Genomic DNA, 18,835 nt, shown 5'->3' on the forward strand with positions numbered 1-18,835 from the left:
CTCAGGCAGGGAATGGTCAGGGCAGGAATTCTTCCACGAGCCGCCGCTCAGTCCCGGCGCTGAGCCCGGCTTTCCGTTCCCTGTCCAGGCCGCCGCGGCGTTCGTCCTCGAGCGTGTCCCGCAATGTCTCCTGCCACGGCCGCAGGTTGAGCCCGGCCGCAACAGCGGCCGCGTTGGAGCGTGTGGCGAAACCGTCGTGTCCCGCCGGGAGCCAGAGCGGCAGCGAATCCGGACCTGCCCAGTACCCGATCCCCCGGGCAACCAGCCAGTCTTCCGGGACGCTGTACGTCCGGCCGGAATACATACCCTGCCGCTGGGATTCATCCAGGTAGTCATCGAACCGCACGCCGGTGCCCACCGCATTCAAGGCACCCGTGATCTGCAGTCCGGCGGCCTTCAGGATCCACGCGGCGAGATCGCGGACGTCGATCACCTGCGTTGCACTGGAGCCGATGTCCGGAACGATGGCGGGTTTGCCATCCCGGGCAAACCGTGCGGGCCAGTAGCCGTAACGGTCCGAACTGTCGCCGGGACCACCGATCAGCCCCGCTCGGCAGAGGTGGACCTTGCCCTCGGCGATGGTTGCCGCGTAGTGCTCAATCGCCGATTTAGCCTCGCCGTAATTCTCCGGGACAGCGGCTGTGCCCGGGGTGAGCGGCGGTAACAAACCGGCACTTTCGTCTTCGCCCGGCACCGAATGGTCTGCGTAAACGGAGCAACTGGACACCACGGTCCAGTGCGCTGCCACGGGCGCCAGAGCCTCCAGCGCGTCCCGGGCGTGCTCCGGATCACGGGTTACGTCGATGACGGCGTCCCAGTCCCCTGCGGCCTGTTCATAGGACTGGCGCCCGGCGGCCCGATCGGCCCGCAGCCAGGCCGTTCCCTCCGGCGGGGAGGCCGCCGAGCCGCGGGCCAGGCAGGTAACATCATGGCCCGCGGCAGCCGCCTGCCGGGCAATTTCGGCGGACAGGAAAGCGGTGCCGCCAAGAATCAGGATGCGCATGTGGCCACGCTACGGCGCTAGTGTTGAAGGTGAACAGAGTGTTATGCGCCCGGCGAACGCCCGGCAGCTCCGGCGGAAGCCGATAAGCAATAAGGAGCATCCCTGCCGATGTACAGCATGTTGTCGATCACCCCGCCCGCCACACCGGATATTTCCGGAATCAACGCCGCAGGTGTCGTGATCAGCATCGGAGTGGGCGTCACGATCTGGCTCGTCGCGTCCTTCGTGATTGCCGGAATCACCAAGAGCGTGGCCGCCGGCACCACCTTTTTCAAGAAACCGCACTTCCGCTGGGTGGCCCCGGCCCTGCGGGCACTGGACCACGAACGCCGGGTCCAGCGTGCCAAAACAATCGGATCCCTGCTGAACAGCGTGGCGGGTGTCCTCATCGCCGTGATCACGATTATGTACGTCCTCAAGAACCTGGACGTGGACATCGCGCCGCTGCTGACAAGCGTGGGTATCCTGGGTGTCGCCATCGGCTTCGGCGCCCAGCAGCTGATCCGGGACTTCCTCGCCGGCATCTTCATCACCATCGAGGACCAGTACGGCATCGGCGACGTCATTGAGACCAGTGAAGTGGTGGGCACGGTCGAATCCATGGGCCTGCGCATCACCCGTGTCCGTTCCGACGACGGCGCCATCTGGTACCTGCGCAACGGCGAAATCCTTCGGGTGGGCAACCGCTCCCAGGGAAACTATGTAGCCCCGGTGGACGAATCCGCGGAGGCGCCCGCCCCTGAGACCGCACCCCAGCAGAAGGCCGGAGAATAGAACCATGACGATTCCCAGCGCCGGCGAACCCCGCCAGCCACAGCAGCTGATGCAGAACGATCCGTTCACGCAGCCTGGCTACACCGACAACTTTTACGACGCAGTGGGCGGCCACGAGACGTTCGTGAAGCTCATTGATGTCTTCTACGACGGTGTGGCCACCGACCCGCTGCTCCGGCCGATGTATCCGGAAGAGGACCTGGGGCCGGCAAAAAGGCGTTTCCTGATGTTCCTCGAGCAGTACTGGGGCGGCCCCACCACCTATGGCGAGGAACGCGGACACCCGCGGCTGCGCATGCGCCACATGCCGTTCCGCGTCACCCCCGAGGCGAAGGAGCGGTGGCTGCACCATATGCGCGCAGCAGTGGACGCGCTGGAACTTCCGCCGCTCTATGAAGGCACCCTGTGGGACTACATGGAGCGGGCAGCGCTGTCGATGGTGAACAGCCCCGCGGACGCCTGAGAACGCTTCCGCATCCCGGCCGACACGCGGTTAGCGCCGTTTCCGCCGCGTCGCGAGTGCGGCGCGTGCGTTGCCGCCGGCATGCACCAGCAAGGCAATCACAAGGAACGCCACCAGCACCTGGGCCGTCGTCGTCAACGCGGCCGGCCAGCCGCCCTCGAGTGTCGGATCGAGGAAGTCGTACACGTACCACCCGTCGATTGCCCCGCGCATCCAGGAGTAGACCAGGAAAGCGGACGGGTAGATGAGCCAGGTGAGCGGCCGGGACAATTTTCCGCGGACGGTTTTCGTGACCAGGAGCCAGTCGAGGGCGATGAACAGCGGAGCCAGGCGGTGGTGTGCCAGCTGGGGCCAGTACATGTCCCAGCTCCACCACGGCTCGTCCGGCGGGGCGACGAGGACCGCGTAGATGATTCCTGTCATGACCAGATAGAACGTGAGTGCGCCCAGCAAATGGTCCCACCACTCCGGTAGCCTCGCCCGCGTCCGCGCGGCGGAATAAACAAGGACCAGTCCGAGGACGAGGTTCGACTGGACTGTGAACTCCGAGTAGAGCTGGCCGATGTCCACGTCGCTGCCCGGAAGCGTGGCGTCGTACGTTTTCCGGACCAGGGCCACCAGGACGAAGAGGCCGACTGCAACGCGGAGCAGGCGGATCCAGACGCGGTCGGGATGCAGCGCATCGTTGAAGCCGGGGTGCCGCTCGATCGGGGGAACCACGATGGCCACGTCGCTCATGCGGTCAGTATGTCAGGCTGCCGCGCCCGGCAGGGAGGAGCTAAAGTCCCGACCCTGTCCGCGCCAGGACGTGGCCGCGGGATCCGCTGAGCCTGAACCAGCACAGGCACATGTTCAGAGGACGGTGATCTCTCCTGCAAGATGGGCGACTGCGACGCCCGCGTGCACCCGGACAGCATCGACCAGACAGTCGTCGTCCGCGTAAAATCCCGGGCTGTGATTGGGGAAGAGTCCGCGGCCGCCCTCCAGCGGCCGCAGCTCATCGGCGTCCATCTGCGTATCCTGGACCCCGTAGCTCAGGTAGGCGCCGCCAAAGGCGTTGACGAACTCCGACATGTCGTCGTAGCCCAGCGTCAGCGGCACTTCGACGACCCTCCCCGGACCGAGGATCCGGCTGAGCGTTGGCAGCATGGCGTCAATCCACTGCGGCCGGTTGACGACTGACGGCACGGGCTGCAGGAACTCCGTTTCGGCCGTGCAGCCGTAGGCCGCCGCCTGGTGCCCGGCAAGTCGCAGCAGTTTCTGCTGGACGGCGTGCATGTCGGATTCTACGGCGCAGCGGATTGTCCCGAACAGGGTCACCGTCTGGCCGATGATGTTAAACCGGCCCGCGTCCTCAACGTGGCCAACACTGACGGAGACGGCATGGTAGGCAGGAACCTGCCGGTAGAGCTCGCCAATTCCGCCGATGATTCCCGCGGCCGCCGGCATCGGGTCGATCCCCATCCACGGCGTGGAGCCGTGCACCTGCAGGCCCGTGATGGTGATCCGCACGACGCACGAGGACGCATATGCGGTTCCGGCACGATAGCCCACCACGCCGGCAGGCAACGGCGAGACGTGCATGCCGAACATCATCGTTGGTTCCGGGTCAGCCAGGGCTCCAGCGGCGAGCATGGCACGCGCTCCCCCGGTCTCGTCCAGCGGCGGCCCTTCCTCGGCTGGCTGGAAGACGAAGACAACTGTGCCGGGCAGCCGGTCGCGAAGCTCCGCCAGGACACCGGCCGTGGCGAGCACCACCGCCGTATGGCAGTCATGGCCGCATGCGTGGGAGACCGGGTGGGACCGCCCGGATACCCGTCGTCAATGGCTGTCGACGCGAACTCCAGGCCGGATGCCTCGGCGACCGGAAGGGCGTCCATATCCGCACGGAGGGCAGCGACCCTGTCCCCCGGCAGTCCCCCGCGCAGGACCCCCACGACGCCGTACCCGGCGATGCCGGTGCGGACCTCGTCGAGGCCAAGGGACCGCAGATGACCTGCGACCAGTGCGGATGTGGTTCTCTCGCGGTTGGAGAGCTCCGGGTGTTGGTGCAACCGGTGACGGAGCGCGATCAGCTCGGCACGGCGCGCCCGGGCCATGCGGTCAATAAGGGGGCCGAACTCCGTTGACATCGCTCGATATTCCTTCCGCCGGCAACAAGGGAACTAAAGTCCCGACCCTGTGCGCGCCAGGACGTGTCCGCGGGATCCGCTGAGCCTGAACCAGCGCCCCGCCCGGTAGAGCTGCTGTTCGCTGTCGGCGAGGAATCCGAGGGTGAGGGCGGCGAAGGCCGCGCCCAGCGGCAGCCCGGCAGCTCCGGGGAGTTCCCTGCCCCAGACTGTGGCCCGGGCGTTGTTGACGATCAGCGCGCCGGGTTTGTCCGGGATGATGGCGGCGATCTCGGTGATGCCGGCCTCGGCGGCCTGGCGCAGTTCAGCGTCCGGCAGTGTGGCCACGCGCTCCCAGCCCGCGCGTGGCGCGCCCACGCCTGCCCACGATTCGGTGACCGTCATGGGCGGCAGCGGCAGTTCGACGTCGTTCTCCCCTGCCCGGGCGAGCCGGTCCAGCACTGCCGAAATCGGAACAGTGACGTCCGTGTCCGCCGGCTGCGCGAGGGCCATGGTCCGCAGCCCGAGGATCGTCGGCGTCGCCTCGCCCAGCAGCCTGGGACGCAGCACGCACACGTAGGCGGCCAGTACCGGGCCGGACGCCTGGAGGCGGATGGCGCCGTCGTCGATCGACTTGGCGCGGGTGGCAAAGGTGCGCAGATCGGCGAGGTCGCGGGGATCGGTGAACTGCAGGGGCTGGGTTAGGACGTCAGACACAATATCGACTCTACCGGCTGTGCCTCTTTGGGACGGCGCCGGAGTCACGTCTAAAGTCGAACCATGACTGAAGCCGACGCCGGACTGCAGGGGACACCGCCCCCGGACCCCACCTCCTCGCTCATTGAACTCCTTGACCTCGGCGAGCTTGAGGGGGCCAGGACCGATGAGGACATCTTCATGGGCCCGTCCCAGCGGCAGCCGCGGCAGCGCGTCTTCGGCGGCCAGGTCCTGGCACAATCGCTCATCGCGGCGAACCGTACCGTTGACCCCGCGCGCAGCGTCCATTCCATGCACGGATACTTCCTGCGCCCGGGTGATGCCAACAAGCCCATTACGTTCGGTGTCCAGCGGCTGCGGGATGGCCGTTCGTTCTCGGCCCGCCGGGTGCACGCGTACCAGGACGGCATGCCCATCCTGTCCATGATCGCCTCCTTCCAGGAGGAAGACGAGGGAATCGACCACCAGTCCGCCATGCCCGCGGGCATTCCCGACCCCGAATCGCTGCCCAGCACGGCGGACCTCCTGGGCAAGTTCGACCACCCGGTGGCACGGCACTGGGCCTACGAGCGTCCCTTCGATATCCGGCACGTGGACCCGCCGCTGTACGTTTCGGCCAACGGCGAGAGGGACGCCCGCAACGCCGTGTGGATGAAGACCTTCGGGCCGATGCCGGATGACGCCAACACGCACCGCGCGGCCCTTGCCTACGCCAGTGACTACACGCTGCTGGAATCCATTCTGCGCAGACACGGTCTCAGCTGGATCACGCCGGGCATGAGCGTCGCAAGCCTCGACCATGCCATGTGGTGGCACCGGCCCGTGCGCGTCGATGAATGGCTGCTGTACGTCCAGGAATCTCCCAGCGCCCAGGGCGCCCGCGGGCTGGCCACCGGCAAGATCTTCAGCCGGGACGGCCAGCACGTCGCAACGGTGGCCCAGGAGGGCATGGTCCGGGTTCCCACCGACCTCAAAAACAAGGTAGCGGGCGCTGTCCAGGCCAAGGTCCTCCAGCACCAGCTGCGCAAGGCCGGGAAGGGCTGACCCGGCAGTTCCGGTGAACAGCCGACGACGGCCCGCTCCTGCCCGTGAGCAGGAATGCAAGAAGGCCGGCTCCCCTCGGGGAGCCGGCCTTCTTGCGTGACCGCGGTGGCTGTGGAGCCTAGTCGCGGGTCAGGCGGCGGTGCGTGACGCGGTGCGGCTTGGCCGCATCGGGGCCAAGGCGCTCCACCTTGTTCTCTTCGTACGACTCGAAGTTGCCTTCGAACCAGTACCACTTCGACGGGTTTTCCTCGTCACCTTCGTAGGCAAGGATGTGGGTGGCCACCCGGTCCAGGAACCAGCGGTCGTGCGATACCACCACGGCGCAGCCGGGGAACTCCAGCAGCGCGTTCTCGAGGCTGCTGAGAGTTTCGACGTCGAGGTCGTTGGTCGGTTCGTCAAGGAGCAGCAAGTTGCCGCCCTGCTTGAGGGTCAGCGCCAGGTTCAGGCGGTTGCGCTCACCACCGGAGAGGACACCTGCCTTCTTCTGCTGGTCCGGGCCCTTGAATCCGAAGGCAGCGACGTAGGCGCGGGACGGCATTTCAACGTGGCCCACCTGGATGTAGTCGAGGCCGTCGGACACAACTTCCCAGAGCGTCTTATTGGGGTCAATGCCGCCGCGGCTCTGGTCAGCGTAGGAGATCTTGACGGAGTCGCCGATCTTCAGGTCGCCGCCGTCCAGCGGCTCCAGGCCCACGATGGTCTTGAACAGGGTAGTCTTGCCGACACCGTTCGGGCCGATGACGCCCACGATGCCGTTACGGGGCAGCGTGAAGGACAGACCGTCGATGAGAGTCCGGTCTTCGAAGCCCTTCTGCAGGTTCTTGGCCTCGAGCACCAGGCCGCCGAGGCGGGGTCCCGGCGGGATCTGGATCTCTTCGAAGTCGAGCTTGCGGGTCCGGTCCGCTTCCGCGGCCATTTCCTCGTAGCGGGCCAGGCGCGCCTTGGACTTGGTCTGGCGGCCCTTGGCGTTGGAGCGGACCCATTCGAGTTCCTCGGTGAGGCGCTTGGCCTGCTTGGCGTCCTTCTTGCCCTGGACTTCCAGGCGGGCGCGCTTCTTCTCCAGGTACGTGGAGTAGTTGCCTTCGTACGGGTAAAGGTGCCCGCGGTCCACCTCGGCGATCCATTCCGCGACGTGGTCGAGGAAGTACCGGTCGTGGGTGACGGCGAGGACGGCACCGGCGTAGCTGGAGAGGTGCTGCTCCAGCCACAGGACGCTTTCGGCGTCGAGGTGGTTGGTGGGCTCGTCCAGCAGCAGGAGGTCAGGCTTCTGCAGCAGGAGCTTGCACAGTGCGACGCGGCGGCGCTCACCACCGGAGAGGAGCGTGACGTCGGCATCGGCCGGCGGGCAGCGGAGGGCATCCATGGCCTGCTCGAGCTGGGAGTCGAGGTCCCATGCGTCGGCGGCGTCGATGGCTTCCTGGAGCTGGCCCATTTCCTCCAGCAGGGTGTCGTAGTCAGCGTCCGGGCTGGCCATTTCCTCGGAGATCTCGTTGAAACGCTGGATCTTGCCGTAGATCTCGCCGACGCCTTCCTGGACGTTGCCCAGGACCGTCTTCTCCTCGTTCAGCGGCGGCTCCTGGAGCAGGATGCCCACCGTGTAGCCGGGGCTCAGCCGTGCCTCACCGTTGGAGGGGGTGTCCAGGCCAGCCATGATCTTGAGGATGGTGGACTTACCGGCACCGTTGGGGCCAACAACACCGATCTTGGCACCAGGGAAGAAGGACATGCTCACGTCGTCGAGAATGAGTTTTTCGCCAACAGCCTTGCGGGCCTTGGTCATTGTGTAGATAAATTCCGCCATGGTTCCAAATCTAGTGGGTCGACGGGGTTAACTCACATTCGCGGTTGTCATTGGCAGGCGCCTTGGTGGCGGTTCGCGCCAGGCTCAGCCGCCGACGAAGCACTTTCCCGTTGCCAGCACGGGCAGGACTGTGACGACGACACTTCCGTCGCGGATCTGGCCGATCACACAATCCGCCCCCTGCAGGGCGGCGGCCTCAATGGCGTCGACCTCCAGGCCGGTGGGCGTGCGGCTGGCGGATACCTGCAACGAACCGGCGGGTATTCCGGCGCCGGTCAAGGCCGCTGCCAGCTGTTCCTGGCCCGGTTTGGGGTTAGCCGCGGCGACGCCCTGGAGCGCGTTGGTCACAGTTTCCTTCAACCTGGCAGTCGCCGCGTCCGGTTCCGGCGCCGCGGCACTGCCAGAGGCGGTGGTCCCGGCCGTCGCTGTCGGTGCAGGCTGCGCGGCCCCGGATGCCGGCACAGCGGCCGGGGAGGCCGACTGCTGGGTCCGGGAAGCGGAATCGGCGCCAGTGCCAGTGCTGGTGCAACCGGCGAGTGCCACCGCAAGCATGGAAGCGGCGAGTGCCAGCGCGGGCGACCCTGCCAGGCGCCGTCGGGTTCCGGACTGTCGCGTTCCGAACTGTCGCGTTCCGGACCGGCTGATCCGGTCCTGGCGAATTCCGGACTGTCGCTGGGATGTCTCTGCTCGGATCACTTGGCCATTCTGCCATGCGGCACCGCAGGACGGTGCCGCACTGGCGGCATCAGCGGGATCTGTTCAGGCGGCGGCCCCGGTAAGTTCGCCGGTCTCCGAATCGAGCTGCAGGACGTCGCCGTTTTCGTCGTCAACGAAGATCCCGTCTGCGGACGAGTCGCCGGTTTCATCGGGGTCGCCATGGTCGCCGATGCCCTGGGTCTCGGAGGCAGAACCTTGCGGGTCCTGGCCCGCGCCCTGTTGCGAGGGGTTGCCGGCGTTGCGGATGAAATTGGCGGAACCCCACATGAGGTCGTGGCCGACGGAGTCCGCGTCGATCTCGGCGGAGTGGTAGATCCGGCCCTCCTTTTCCCAGCTCCGCATTTTGAGCCTTCCCACGATGATGACCCGCTGGCCCTTTTTGATGCTGCAGGCCATGTTCCCGGCAAGCTGCCGGTAGCCCTGAACGGTGAACCAGTTGGTATTTCCATCGACCCACGTACCGGATGCGCGATCGTACCGGCGGTCCGTGGAGCCAAGCCGGAAGGATGCCGTTGGGACGCCCCCGGGTGTGGTGGAAGTCTTGATCTCCGTGGCGACGAAGCCCCGGACGGTCATGTTGTCAGTCATCTTGGTGTCCTGTCTCGAATGATGATGCCCTAGCAGGCACCTTCAGCTTCACGCCGCAACGCCGCCGTTTCGAGGCACAGGTCCCCCTATGTGCAAAACTACGGGGAGCACGGGGGTGTGGGGGATGAGTCAAAACGCCGCAAGCCGGCTGACTGGCCGAACCCGCGCGGCACTGTAAACTTTTCTAGGCGCCGCCGGAGCAGTCCGAAAGCGCCCACGTGCCCCAGTAGCTCAGGGGATAGAGCAGCGGCCTTCTAATCCGCCGGTCGGGGGTTCGATTCCCTCCTGGGGCACAAAAATGAAGCGGCCCGCCCCTGCAGCACTGCAGCCGCGGGCCGCTTCTGATTAGCGGTGATCAACGCCGCCGGGGTGCCCCTCCGGCGTGTCATCCATCTCAGCGATGTCGGGCTCGATCGTTGCGGCCAGGTCGCCGGCAATGGAATCCCGTGCTGCCTCGTCCGCCGGCCGGGACGTGCCGTCGTCGCCGCGCGCGCTGCCGTCTTCGTCTGGAATCTCGGTCATGTGCCCAAGCTAGCCCCGGACGTCCGGATTGTCGACGGGTCACCGCTCCGCCCCAACCCGCCGCCCCCGGCAGGCGCTATGCCTTCAGCTCTCCAGCAGTTCCTTGAGGTTTCCCAGCACCATGTCCCAGAGTTTCGCGGACTCTTCCGCCTCGGAATCGCTCTTGTTGTTTCCCTGCCTGATGCTGACCTGCGTTCCCGCCGGCGTATCATCCAGCCGGTACTCCACAGTGTGGTAGTTTTCCGGCACGTCCGGCAGCCCCGAGAGGGGGCTGTAATGGGTGATGCGGAGCATCTCCCCGGGCCGGTTTTTGAGCACGATGCCCTTATCCTCGTAGCTCTTGCCCTTCCACTCCCCCGCGAACGTCACGGGGTCACCTTCCCGCCAGGTAGTGGTCAGGGTGGTGCCGAGGAAATATTGTTTGACGATCGCGGGATCGGTCAGCGCCTCCCACACCACGCTTACCGGTGCCTTCACGAGCACCGTGGCTTCAGCGTCCTTGGTCTGGTCCTTCATGAGATTGCCTCCTCCGCACGACAATACGCGCGAGCCCCCGCCCTGTTAAGGGGCAGGACGACTACGGAACAGGACGAAGGCCCGGCACCGCTTGGGGGCGGTACCGGGCCTCAGGACGGGTGCGGTCAGGCTGGAGTCGGTCAGGCGTACGGCAGGACGAGTCCCGCGTAACGCTCCTTCATGGTCGCCAGGACGCTGTCGCCGTCGGCGTCCCAGATTTCCTGGTTGAAGATTTCCACTTCGATGTCGCCGGTGTAGCCGGCCTCCCGGACCCAGGCGCCGATCGTGGCGAAGTCGATGACGCCGTCGCCCATCATGCCCCGGGACAACAGCGCATCGGCCGCGATGGGCAGATTGAAGTCGCACACCTGGTAGGAAGCAATGCGGTGCTCCCGGCCGGCCCGTTCAATCTGCGCCTTCAGTTCCGGGTCCCACCAGACGTGGAAGGTGTCGACGGCGACGCCGACCGCCTTTGCGTCGTAAGGTGCCGCCAGGTCCAGGGCTTGTCCGAGCGTGGAGATCAGGGCGCGGTCCGCGGCGTACATCGGATGCAGCGGCTCGAGCACCAGCCGGACGCCATTTTCGACGGCGAACGGAACCAGGTCGGCGAGGCGGTCGGCAACGCGCTGGCGGGCAGCCACAACGTCCTTCTCCCCCGGGGCAAGGCCGCCGACCACCAGGAACAATTCCTGCGTGTCCAGGGCCACGGCTTCGAGGATGGCGGCGCGGTTGTCGGCCAGCGCAGCAGCTTGTCCCTCGGCGTCAACCGCCGTCAGGAAGCCGCCCCGGCACAACGAAGACACCCGCAGGCCGGCGTCGCGGATGAGCTTGGCCGCCTTGTCCACGCCCGCTTCGTGCACGCGGTCACGCCACGGGCCGATGGCGGGGATGCCGGCGCGGGCGCAACCGTCAACGGCCTCTGCCAGGGTCCATTTCTTGGTGGTGGCGCTGTTCAGGGACAGCCGTGAGAAGGGGGACGGTCCTGGGTTCAAGGTCATACTCCCACCCCGTTGATCCGCAGGTAGTCCGACATCCGGAAAGCGGCCAGGGCAGGGTCCTTCAGCAGCCCCGCCTGGTCGGCCAGTTCGAAGGTCTTCGCCAGGTGCACCACGGAGCGGCCCGAGTGCAGTCCGCCCACCATCTGGAAACCCGGCTGCTTGCCGTTGAGCCAGGACATGAACGCGATGCCCGTCTTGTAGTAGAACGTGGGGGCGCTGAAGATGTGCTTGCCGAGTTCCCGGGTGGAGTCCAGGATGGCGCGGGCCCTGACGGCGTCGCCGGCGTCGTAGCTCTGCAGCGCGGCCGATGCCGCCGGGTAGATGGCGGCGAAAATGCCCAGCAGGGCGTCCGAGTGGTGCGTTCCGTCGCCGTCGATCAGTTCCGGGTAGTTGAAGTCGTCGCCCGTGTAGAGCCGGACGCCTTCGGGGAGGCTGGCGCGGAGCGCTACTTCGTGCGACGCGTCCAGGAGCGAGACCTTCACGCCGTCCACCTTGTCCGCGTGTTCGCGGATCAGGGACAGGAACGTATCGGTGGCCGTGGCTACGTCGTCGGAGCCCCAGTAGCCGGCCAGGGCAGGATCAAACATGGTGCCGAGCCAGTGCAGGATGACCGGCTGGTCAACTTCCTGCAGGAGGGTCGAGTAAACGTGCAGGTAGTCGTCCGCTCCGCTGGCTACCTTCGCCAGGGCCCGGGAGGCCATGAGGATCACCTTGGGACCGGCTTCGGCCACCACGGCGATCTGTTCGCGATAGGCGTCGATGACGGCCTGGATGCCGGCGGCGCCTGACGGCAGGGCGGCCGGATCCAGTTGGTCGGTACCGGCGCCGCAGGAGACGAGGTCTCGGACGGACTTGCCGGCCGTCGCCGCGCCGCCGGAAGAGACCACTGAAGCGGCCTCCACGCCGGTGCGTTTGATCAGCTGCTGGGTGGCGGCCCAGTCCAGGCCCATGCCGCGCTGCGCCGTGTCCATGGCGTCGGCAACGCCAAGGCCGTAGGACCAGAGCTCGTGGCGGTAGGCCATGGTGGCGTCCCAGTCGAGGCGGGCGGGGGCGCCCGGGGTGTTGTCCGCGGTGACTTCCGGGATGACGTGGGCCGCCGCGTAGACGTGGCGCGAGGTGATGGGCGCCGCTGGCCTGGACCAGGCCGGGGCGGACTGGAGCCGGTACTCGCGGGTTCCGCCGTCGTGGGTGGGAAGGATCAGTGATGTCATCAGAGTGAGATCTCCGGGATGTCGATGGTGCGGCGTTCGTTGTTGGACTGCAGGCCGAGTTCGGCGAGCTGGACGCCGCGGGCGGCGGAGAGCAGGCCGAAGCGGTGTTCGCGGCCGGCGACGACGTCGCGCAGGAATTCTTCCCACTGCAGCTTGAAGCCGTTGTCCAGTTCGGCGTTGGCGGGGACTTCCTGCCACTGGCTGCGAAAGGATTCCGTGACGGGCAGGTCCGGGTTCCAGACCGGCTTGGGGGTGTGGGCGCGTTGCTGGGCGACGCACTTGTTCAGGCCGGCGACGGCTGAACCGTGGGTGCCGTCGATCTGGAACTCGACCAGTTCATCGCGGTAGACGCGGACGGCCCAGGAGGAGTTGATCTGGCCGATGACGGGCTCGCCCGCGGGGGTTTCGAGTTCGAAGATGCCATAGGAGGCGTCGTCGGCCGTGGCTTTGTATTCCTTGCCGGCTTCATCCCAGCGGGCCGGGATGTGGGTGGCGGTCTTGGCGTTCACGCTCTTGACCTTGCCGATGATGCCTTCGAGGACGTAGTTCCAGTGGCAGAACATGTCTGTGGTCATGCCGCCGCCGTCTTCCTTGCGGTAGTTCCAAGACGGGCGCTGGGCTGCCTGGACGTCGCCTTCGAAGACCCAGTAGCCGAATTCGCCGCGGATGGACAGGATGCGGCCGAAGAAGCCTTCATCCACGAGGCGGCGCAGCTTGACCAGGCCGGGCAGGTACAGCTTGTCGTGCACGACGCCGGCGGTGACGCCCGCTTCCTTCCCGATCCGGGCCAGTTCGATGGCCTCTTCGAGGGTTTCGGCCGTGGGCTTTTCGGTGAAGATGTGCTTTCCGGCGCGCATGGCCTTCTTCAGCGTGGCGGCCCGGAGGCTGGTCATGGAGGCATCGAAGATGATGTCCACCGTGGGGTCGTTGATGACGGCGTCCAGGTCGGTGGACCACTCGGAGACCTTGTGCAGCTCGGCGAGCTCCCTGATCTTCGCTTCGTTGCGTCCCACCAGGATGGGCTCAACCTGCACCTTGGTGCCGTCCTCGAGCGTGAAGCCGCCGGCGTCACGGATGGGGAGGATGGAGCGCAGCAGGTGCTGGCGGTAGCCCATCCGGCCGGTGATGCCGTTCATGGCGATACGGATCGTCTTTGTTTCGAAGCCCATGTGTCCTCCACAGTTCGTTTTCTCATCGAGCGTTGGGAAAGCGCGTTCCCACTGCATTTATGATGCATCTTCGGGCGCCTCATGGCAAGCGCTTTCCCGAAAGTCGTTCAAACTGCCATAATGGCCACTACGCGCACGTTGGCTGAACAGGAGAAACCGGTGGCTGCAAGCACTCTCACCGAGGTGGCACGACTGGCCGGGGTCTCACCGGCTACTGCATCACGCGTCCTCAACGGTTCCGCCCGCAAACCCGGTCCGGGGGTTTCCGAGCGGGTCCGGCAGGCGGCAGAAGCCCTCGGCTATATCCCCAACGCCCAGGCCCAGGCGCTCGCGAAATCCAGCTCGGGACTCGTGGGTCTGATCGTGCACGACATCGCGGATCCGTATTTTTCGGCCATAGCCCGCGGCGTGCAGGACGTGGCTCGTGAACAGCACAAGATGGTGCTGCTGGCCACCACCGGCGGGACGCCGGCCGATGAGAAGGAAGCAGTAGCCGCCTTTGCGGCCAGACGGGCCGACGCCATTGTCATTGCCGGCTCCCGGTCCAGCCGGCCGGAGGACGCTCAGGGCAATGCCGAGCTCGCCGCCGAACTGGACCGCTACTGCCGCAACGGCGGGCATGTCGGCGTGGTGGGGCAGGCGATCGTCGGAGCCGGCGCGCTGGACGGATACCACTTGGTGGAAGTGCCGAACGAAGAACTTGCTGCGGAACTCGCCGCGAAACTGGCGGCCAGCCATCCGGGTGACTTCGTGATCATCGGCGGCCCCGAGGGACTCATCACCTCAGACGACCGGGTCCGCGGCTTCCAGTCCGGCCTTGCCGCCGCTGGCCGCCCCGCAGCTGAAGTCCTCCGGGCATCGTTCAACCGCGCCGGCGGCTACGACGCCGGCCTCGCGCTGGCCGAACGCTTGAGGACTGCCCGGCAAGCCGAACCAGTGAATGAGGGCGCACAGCCCGGCCTGTGCATTTTCGCCGCGAACGACGTCATGGCCATCGGCGCCACGGCGGCGCTCCGTGCCGAGGGATTCAGGATTCCCCGCGACGCCCTGATCGCCGGGTTCGACGACATCGAAACCCTGCGGGACTTCCGCCCGGGACTCTCGACCGTCCGCCTGCCGCTGGAGGAGATCGGCCGCCTGGCCACGCTGAGCACCGTGGGGTCCGGTCCCGGCGCCACGGAAGGACACCACGACGACGGTCCGGCCGTCACGGGTCAGGTGACGCTCAGGCGGAGCACCGAGTGGACCGCCTGAGCGGCAGTCCCGCGACGCCGGCCGGCCTCACCGTCATCCCGGCCCGCCAGCCTGCTGCCCGGAGGTCCCCGGCGATGCTTGTCCTTCCGGGCGGCGGCTACGAACACCACGCCGACCACGAAGCCGAACCGGTGGCCGAATGGCTGGCGTCGCTGGGCATCCACGCTTTCGTGCTCCGGTATCGGGTGGCGCCGCACCGCCACCCGGCACCGCTGGCGGACGCGAAGGCCGCTGTGGCCTGGATCAGGCGGGGGAGCCACGGGCTCGCAGTGGACAGCTCCCGCGTGGGCGTGCTGGGATTCTCCGCGGGCGGCCACCTGGCCGCCACCCTCGCCTCGGGACTTTCCGCCGGAGATGACGCTCTTGATCTGCCGTCGTCCCGGCCGGACCTAACCGTCCTCTGCTACCCCGTGGTGTCCTTCCAAGCGGCCGTCCACCAGGGCAGCATCAACAACCTGCTCGGCGATTCACCGTCCGGTGACCTCCTGGCAGAGCTTTCTGCCGAGCTCACAGTCACGGACGGCACTCCCCCGGCCTTCATCTGGCACACATCCGACGACGACGCCGTTGATGTGGAACACAGCCTGCGCTATGCCCTGGCGCTGCGACAGGCAGCCGTCCCTGCAGAGTTGCATATCTTTCCGCACGGCCGCCACGGGCTGGGCCTCGCTGACGGGGTGGCCGGCGTCGAGCGATGGACCGAGCTTTGTACCACCTGGCTCGCCGGACACGGCTGGTGCCCGTGACCGCCACGCCAGTGACCACAGCGCCGGCCGACTGGCCCGACGTCGAACGCCTTTTCGGAGTGCGCGGTGAGCCGTCGCGCTGCTGGTGCAGGTTCTTTGCCCTGACGGGAGCCGAGTGGAATGACGTCACGCCCGGGGACCGGAAGAAACAGTTCCGGGCGAAGTTCGACGCCGATACCCCGGCACCGGGGGTCCTCGCCTTCAGGGAGGGACAGCCGGTGGGCTGGTGCGCGGTTGAACCGCGCGACTGCTACCCAAGGATCCTGCGTTCGAAGGTGTTCAAGGCGGCCGGACCGGCCGTGCAGAGCCCGCCGGAGGACAGTCCCGAAGGTTCCGTCTGGTCGGTGACCTGTTTCGTCGTCGCGCCGGGGCACCGTCGCAGCGGCGTGGCTGCAGCACTGCTTCGCGCCGCCGTCGGCCATGCCATGGATCACGGCGCCGGCGTTGTGGAAGGCTACCCGGTGGATCCGGAGATGCGTCCCAAAGCCGGCCCTGCGGACCTGTACCACGGAACGTTGAAGCTGTTCCTGGACGCAGGCTTCGAGGTGGTCAGCGATGCGGTGCCCGGCCGGGCAGTGGTCCGCCTCGCCGTTCGGGCCTGAGGCCTCGACGGACCCGAAGACCTAACGTGAAGACCTACCCCGCAGGCCTCAACCCCTGCGGCGAAGCCAGCACCGAACGCAGGGCGCTCCCGGCCGCGCCCAGGAGGGCGGCCGACTGGCCGAGTTCCGAGATTGCCACACCGGCCGGGCCGACGACGCCGGGCGCAAAGTCCGCCAGGCTCCGGACGACGGCGGGTCCAATCCACGGCCCCATCCGGGTGAAATGGCCGCCGAGGACAACTGCTGAGAGATCCATCAATCGGGCAGTGGACGCCGCGGCAATCCCAAGGTAGTGCCCGGCGCGCGCCACTGCGGAAATAGCGTCCGCATTTCCGGCCGCAAGCAGCTCGGTGAGGTGTTCGAGCCGCGCGGACGCGGTCCCGTCGGGAACGCCGGCTTCAGCGAAGATGGCCTCCTGGCCCGCGAACGTTTCCAGGCAGCCGCGGCCGCCGCACGAACACTCCGGCCCCGAAGGATCCACTACTACGTGCCCCACTTCGCCGGCCTGCCCGCGGGGTCCCGAAAAGAGCTGCGATCCGATGACGAGGCCGCCACCGACGCCCACTTCGCCGGAGACAAAGAGGTAGTCCTGGAAATCAACGCCGTGCCCGTACCAGAGCTCCGCCAGCGCAGCGCAGTTTGCCTCGTTGTGCAGGAGAGTGCCCTGCGGCGCCCCCGGCAGCAACCCCTGCAGCTCAAGGGCAACCCCGTGCCATTTCAGGTTGGGGGCGCTGGAAACAGTTCCGGACCCCGTGTCCACAAGGCCGGGAACAGCCAGGCCCCCGCCAAGGATTTCGATTCCGCCCGCGGATGCCTCCGAGGCAACATCGGCGGCGAGACCCGCCAGCAGGGCCATCACGGCTTGCGGTGATTTGCCGCGGTTGCCGCATTCCAGTGTCCTGTGGATCCGCAGGGTCCCGCCAAGGTCAAGGAGCCCGGCCGAAATGTAGTCGACATTGATTTCCATGCCCACCACGCCGCGACGGGTGCTGAGCTCAAGGCCCACGCCAGGGCGGCCGCGCTCACCGTCCCGGGCCGCACCGGATTCCGCCACCAGGCCGGCGTCCACGAGCTCGGCGACGAGGCTGGACACGGACGCCTTGGTCAGGCCGGTCCTGGCGGCCAGGTCGGCGCGGGTGGGGCGAACGTCCGGATCGGTCCGCGGCTCCGCGAGGGACGCCAGGATGCGCACCAGGTTTCCGCGCCGGACATCCTCGACACGCCCGGGCGCAGGACGGACCGTACCGCCGTCGACATTCTTTCCCAGTGACATTTCCGCCGCCTTCATCATTGACCTTAGTCAATCATGATGCATATAGTTCAGGTTGAAAACTAATTGATCCACTGCCGCTTCGGCGGTGGGCCGCAGCCTGGACCCCACCCTCCACAACCCTGAACCAAGGACGCTTCATGACTCTTCAGCCCACCCCTGCAGACCGCTTCACCTTTGGCCTTTGGACCGTCGGCTGGACCGGCGCCGATCCGTTCGGCGTCGCCACCCGCCCAGCACTGGACCCCGTCGAGGCCGTCCACAAGCTCAGTGAACTCGGCGCGTACGGCATCACCTTCCACGACAACGACCTGGTTCCGTTCGATGCATCAGCGTCCGAACGCGAACTGATCCTGAAGAACTTCAAGGCCGCCCTGGCCGAGACCGGCCTGAAGACACCCATGGTGACCACCAACCTCTTCAGCCACCCGGTCTTCAAGGACGGCGGCTTCACCTCCAACGACCGCTCCGTCCGCCGGTTCGCCCTCAGCAAGGTCCTGCAGAACATCGACCTTGCCGCCGAGCTGGGTGCCGAAACCTTCGTCATGTGGGGCGGACGCGAAGGCAGCGAGTACGACGGTTCCAAGGACCTCTCCGCCGCCCTGGACCGGATGAAGGAAGGCGTGGACACGGCTGCGGCGTACATCAAGGACAAGGGCTACGGCCTGCGGATCGCCCTGGAGCCCAAGCCCAACGAGCCCCGCGGAGACATCTTCCTGCCCACCGTCGGCCACGGACTGGCCTTCATCGCCCAGCTCGAACACGGCGACATCGTGGGCCTCAACCCGGAAACCGGCCACGAGCAGATGGCAGGACTGAACTTCACCCACGGCATCGCCCAGGCGCTGTGGGCCGGGAAGCTCTTCCACATCGACCTCAACGGCCAGCGCGGCATCAAATACGACCAGGACCTCGTCTTCGGCCACGGCGACCTCACCAGTGCCTTCTTCACCGTGGACCTCCTCGAAAACGGCTTCCCCAACGGCGGCCCCACGTACGACGGCCCGCGCCACTTCGACTACAAGCCCTCCCGCACCGACGGCTACGACGGCGTCTGGGAATCGGCGAAGTCCAACATGTCCATGTACCTGCTCCTGAAGGAGCGGGCCCTGGCCTTCCGCGCCGACCCGGACGTCCAGGAAGCGCTGGCCACCTCCGGGGTCTTCGAACTCGGCGAGCCCACGCTCGCCGCCGGGGAGACCGCCGCGGAGCTGCTCGCTGACGCGTCCGCTTTCGCGGAGTTCGACGCCGATGCTGCCGCGCAGCGATCGTTTGCATTTGTCCGGCTCAACCAGCTGGCCATCGAGCACCTGCTCGGAGCACGCTAGGCCC

At 66.9% G+C, this 18,835-nt stretch carries 19 protein-coding genes, 1 tRNA gene and 1 pseudogene; 8 read left to right on the top strand and 13 right to left on the bottom strand.

Going from position 1 to position 18,835, the window contains the following annotated elements; genetic code table 11:
- Positions 1-16 precede the first annotated feature (16 nt).
- Entirely contained in the window at positions 17-1,003 is a 987-nt protein-coding gene (locus tag PV761_RS09535) for an NAD-dependent epimerase/dehydratase family protein (protein WP_347896197.1), read from the bottom strand.
- 108 nt (positions 1,004-1,111) lie between these two features.
- Here PV761_RS09535 and PV761_RS09540 point away from each other — a divergent pair, with 108 nt between their 5' ends.
- The gene (locus PV761_RS09540; protein ID WP_347896199.1) at positions 1,112-1,777 is read left to right on the top strand and encodes a mechanosensitive ion channel domain-containing protein; all 666 of its coding nucleotides are present in this window, start codon (positions 1,112-1,114) and stop codon (positions 1,775-1,777) included.
- A gap of 4 nt (positions 1,778-1,781) precedes the next feature.
- Positions 1,782-2,240: a globin gene (locus PV761_RS09545; RefSeq protein WP_347896201.1), complete on the top strand. Its 459-nt coding sequence runs from the start codon at positions 1,782-1,784 to the stop codon at positions 2,238-2,240.
- Between the two features lie 30 nt (positions 2,241-2,270).
- Here the strand turns inward: PV761_RS09545 and PV761_RS09550 are convergent, their stop codons facing one another.
- The 3 genes and pseudogenes from PV761_RS09550 to PV761_RS09560 form a co-directional block, all read right to left on the bottom strand.
- Entirely contained in the window at positions 2,271-2,978 is a 708-nt protein-coding gene (locus PV761_RS09550) for a Pr6Pr family membrane protein (protein WP_347896203.1), read from the bottom strand.
- A 114-nt stretch (positions 2,979-3,092) separates the two neighbouring features.
- A pseudogene (locus PV761_RS09555) lies at positions 3,093-4,022 on the bottom strand (M20/M25/M40 family metallo-hydrolase); the annotation flags it as partial.
- Positions 4,023-4,405: 383 nt separating this feature from the next.
- Positions 4,406-5,065, bottom strand: a complete 660-nt coding sequence (locus PV761_RS09560; protein ID WP_028268980.1) for a hypothetical protein — start codon at positions 5,063-5,065, stop codon at positions 4,406-4,408.
- Between the two features lie 63 nt (positions 5,066-5,128).
- On the opposite strand from PV761_RS09560, the gene PV761_RS09565 reads away from it, so the two are divergent.
- On the top strand, positions 5,129-6,109 hold the full coding sequence (locus tag PV761_RS09565) for an acyl-CoA thioesterase II (RefSeq protein ID WP_028268979.1): 981 nt from the start codon (positions 5,129-5,131) through the stop codon (positions 6,107-6,109).
- Positions 6,110-6,227: 118 nt separating this feature from the next.
- Here PV761_RS09565 and ettA read toward each other — a convergent pair whose 3' ends face one another.
- The 3 genes from ettA to ssb all read right to left on the bottom strand — a co-directional run bounded on the left by ettA (position 6,228) and on the right by ssb (position 9,215).
- Complete coding sequence (gene ettA / locus PV761_RS09570; RefSeq protein WP_028268978.1) at positions 6,228-7,910, bottom strand: energy-dependent translational throttle protein EttA; 1,683 nt, start codon at positions 7,908-7,910, stop codon at positions 6,228-6,230.
- Positions 7,911-7,994: 84 nt separating this feature from the next.
- The gene (locus PV761_RS09575; protein ID WP_347896206.1) at positions 7,995-8,606 is read right to left on the bottom strand and encodes a hypothetical protein; all 612 of its coding nucleotides are present in this window, start codon (positions 8,604-8,606) and stop codon (positions 7,995-7,997) included.
- A 63-nt stretch (positions 8,607-8,669) separates the two neighbouring features.
- On the bottom strand, positions 8,670-9,215 hold the full coding sequence (gene ssb, locus PV761_RS09580; protein ID WP_347896208.1) for a single-stranded DNA-binding protein: 546 nt from the start codon (positions 9,213-9,215) through the stop codon (positions 8,670-8,672).
- Positions 9,216-9,435: 220 nt separating this feature from the next.
- Here ssb and PV761_RS09585 point away from each other — a divergent pair.
- Positions 9,436-9,508 (top strand) — tRNA-Arg (locus PV761_RS09585).
- Between the two features lie 52 nt (positions 9,509-9,560).
- On the opposite strand, the gene PV761_RS09590 is transcribed toward PV761_RS09585, so the two are convergent.
- From PV761_RS09590 to PV761_RS09610, 5 genes are all read right to left on the bottom strand, one after another.
- Positions 9,561-9,737 (bottom strand): hypothetical protein, encoded by a 177-nt coding sequence (locus tag PV761_RS09590; RefSeq protein ID WP_156037030.1) that lies wholly within the window; start codon positions 9,735-9,737, stop codon positions 9,561-9,563.
- An 84-nt stretch (positions 9,738-9,821) separates the two neighbouring features.
- Complete coding sequence (locus PV761_RS09595) at positions 9,822-10,253, bottom strand: SRPBCC domain-containing protein (RefSeq protein ID WP_347896210.1); 432 nt, start codon at positions 10,251-10,253, stop codon at positions 9,822-9,824.
- Positions 10,254-10,393: 140 nt separating this feature from the next.
- On the bottom strand, positions 10,394-11,251 hold the full coding sequence (locus tag PV761_RS09600; RefSeq protein ID WP_347896212.1) for a sugar phosphate isomerase/epimerase family protein: 858 nt from the start codon (positions 11,249-11,251) through the stop codon (positions 10,394-10,396).
- Complete coding sequence (locus PV761_RS09605; protein ID WP_347896214.1) at positions 11,248-12,462, bottom strand: dihydrodipicolinate synthase family protein; 1,215 nt, start codon at positions 12,460-12,462, stop codon at positions 11,248-11,250. Before PV761_RS09605 ends, PV761_RS09600 begins: the two co-directional genes overlap by 4 nt.
- Complete coding sequence (locus PV761_RS09610; protein WP_347896216.1) at positions 12,462-13,631, bottom strand: Gfo/Idh/MocA family oxidoreductase; 1,170 nt, start codon at positions 13,629-13,631, stop codon at positions 12,462-12,464. The genes PV761_RS09605 and PV761_RS09610 overlap by 1 nt, the downstream gene beginning before the upstream one ends.
- A gap of 159 nt (positions 13,632-13,790) precedes the next feature.
- On the opposite strand from PV761_RS09610, the gene PV761_RS09615 reads away from it, so the two are divergent.
- Genes PV761_RS09615 through PV761_RS09625 form a run of 3 tightly spaced genes read left to right on the top strand, consistent with a single transcriptional unit; the run spans position 13,791 to position 16,233 of the window.
- A complete protein-coding gene (locus tag PV761_RS09615; protein WP_347896218.1) occupies positions 13,791-14,885 on the top strand; it encodes a LacI family DNA-binding transcriptional regulator in 1,095 nt (364 codons plus the stop codon).
- Positions 14,873-15,631 (top strand): alpha/beta hydrolase, encoded by a 759-nt coding sequence (locus tag PV761_RS09620; protein WP_347896220.1) that lies wholly within the window; start codon positions 14,873-14,875, stop codon positions 15,629-15,631. The genes PV761_RS09615 and PV761_RS09620 overlap by 13 nt, the downstream gene beginning before the upstream one ends.
- The gene (locus tag PV761_RS09625; RefSeq protein WP_347896222.1) at positions 15,628-16,233 is read left to right on the top strand and encodes a GNAT family N-acetyltransferase; all 606 of its coding nucleotides are present in this window, start codon (positions 15,628-15,630) and stop codon (positions 16,231-16,233) included. The genes PV761_RS09620 and PV761_RS09625 overlap by 4 nt, the downstream gene beginning before the upstream one ends.
- A gap of 34 nt (positions 16,234-16,267) precedes the next feature.
- Here the strand turns inward: PV761_RS09625 and PV761_RS09630 are convergent, their stop codons facing one another.
- Entirely contained in the window at positions 16,268-17,506 is a 1,239-nt protein-coding gene (locus PV761_RS09630) for an ROK family transcriptional regulator (protein WP_347896224.1), read from the bottom strand.
- Positions 17,507-17,643: 137 nt separating this feature from the next.
- Here PV761_RS09630 and xylA point away from each other — a divergent pair, with 137 nt between their 5' ends.
- On the top strand, positions 17,644-18,831 hold the full coding sequence (gene xylA, locus PV761_RS09635; RefSeq protein ID WP_347896226.1) for a xylose isomerase: 1,188 nt from the start codon (positions 17,644-17,646) through the stop codon (positions 18,829-18,831).
- Positions 18,832-18,835 lie beyond the last annotated feature (4 nt).

Source organism: Arthrobacter sp. CC3, assembly GCF_039907775.1.
Classification (GTDB): domain Bacteria; phylum Actinomycetota; class Actinomycetes; order Actinomycetales; family Micrococcaceae; genus Arthrobacter.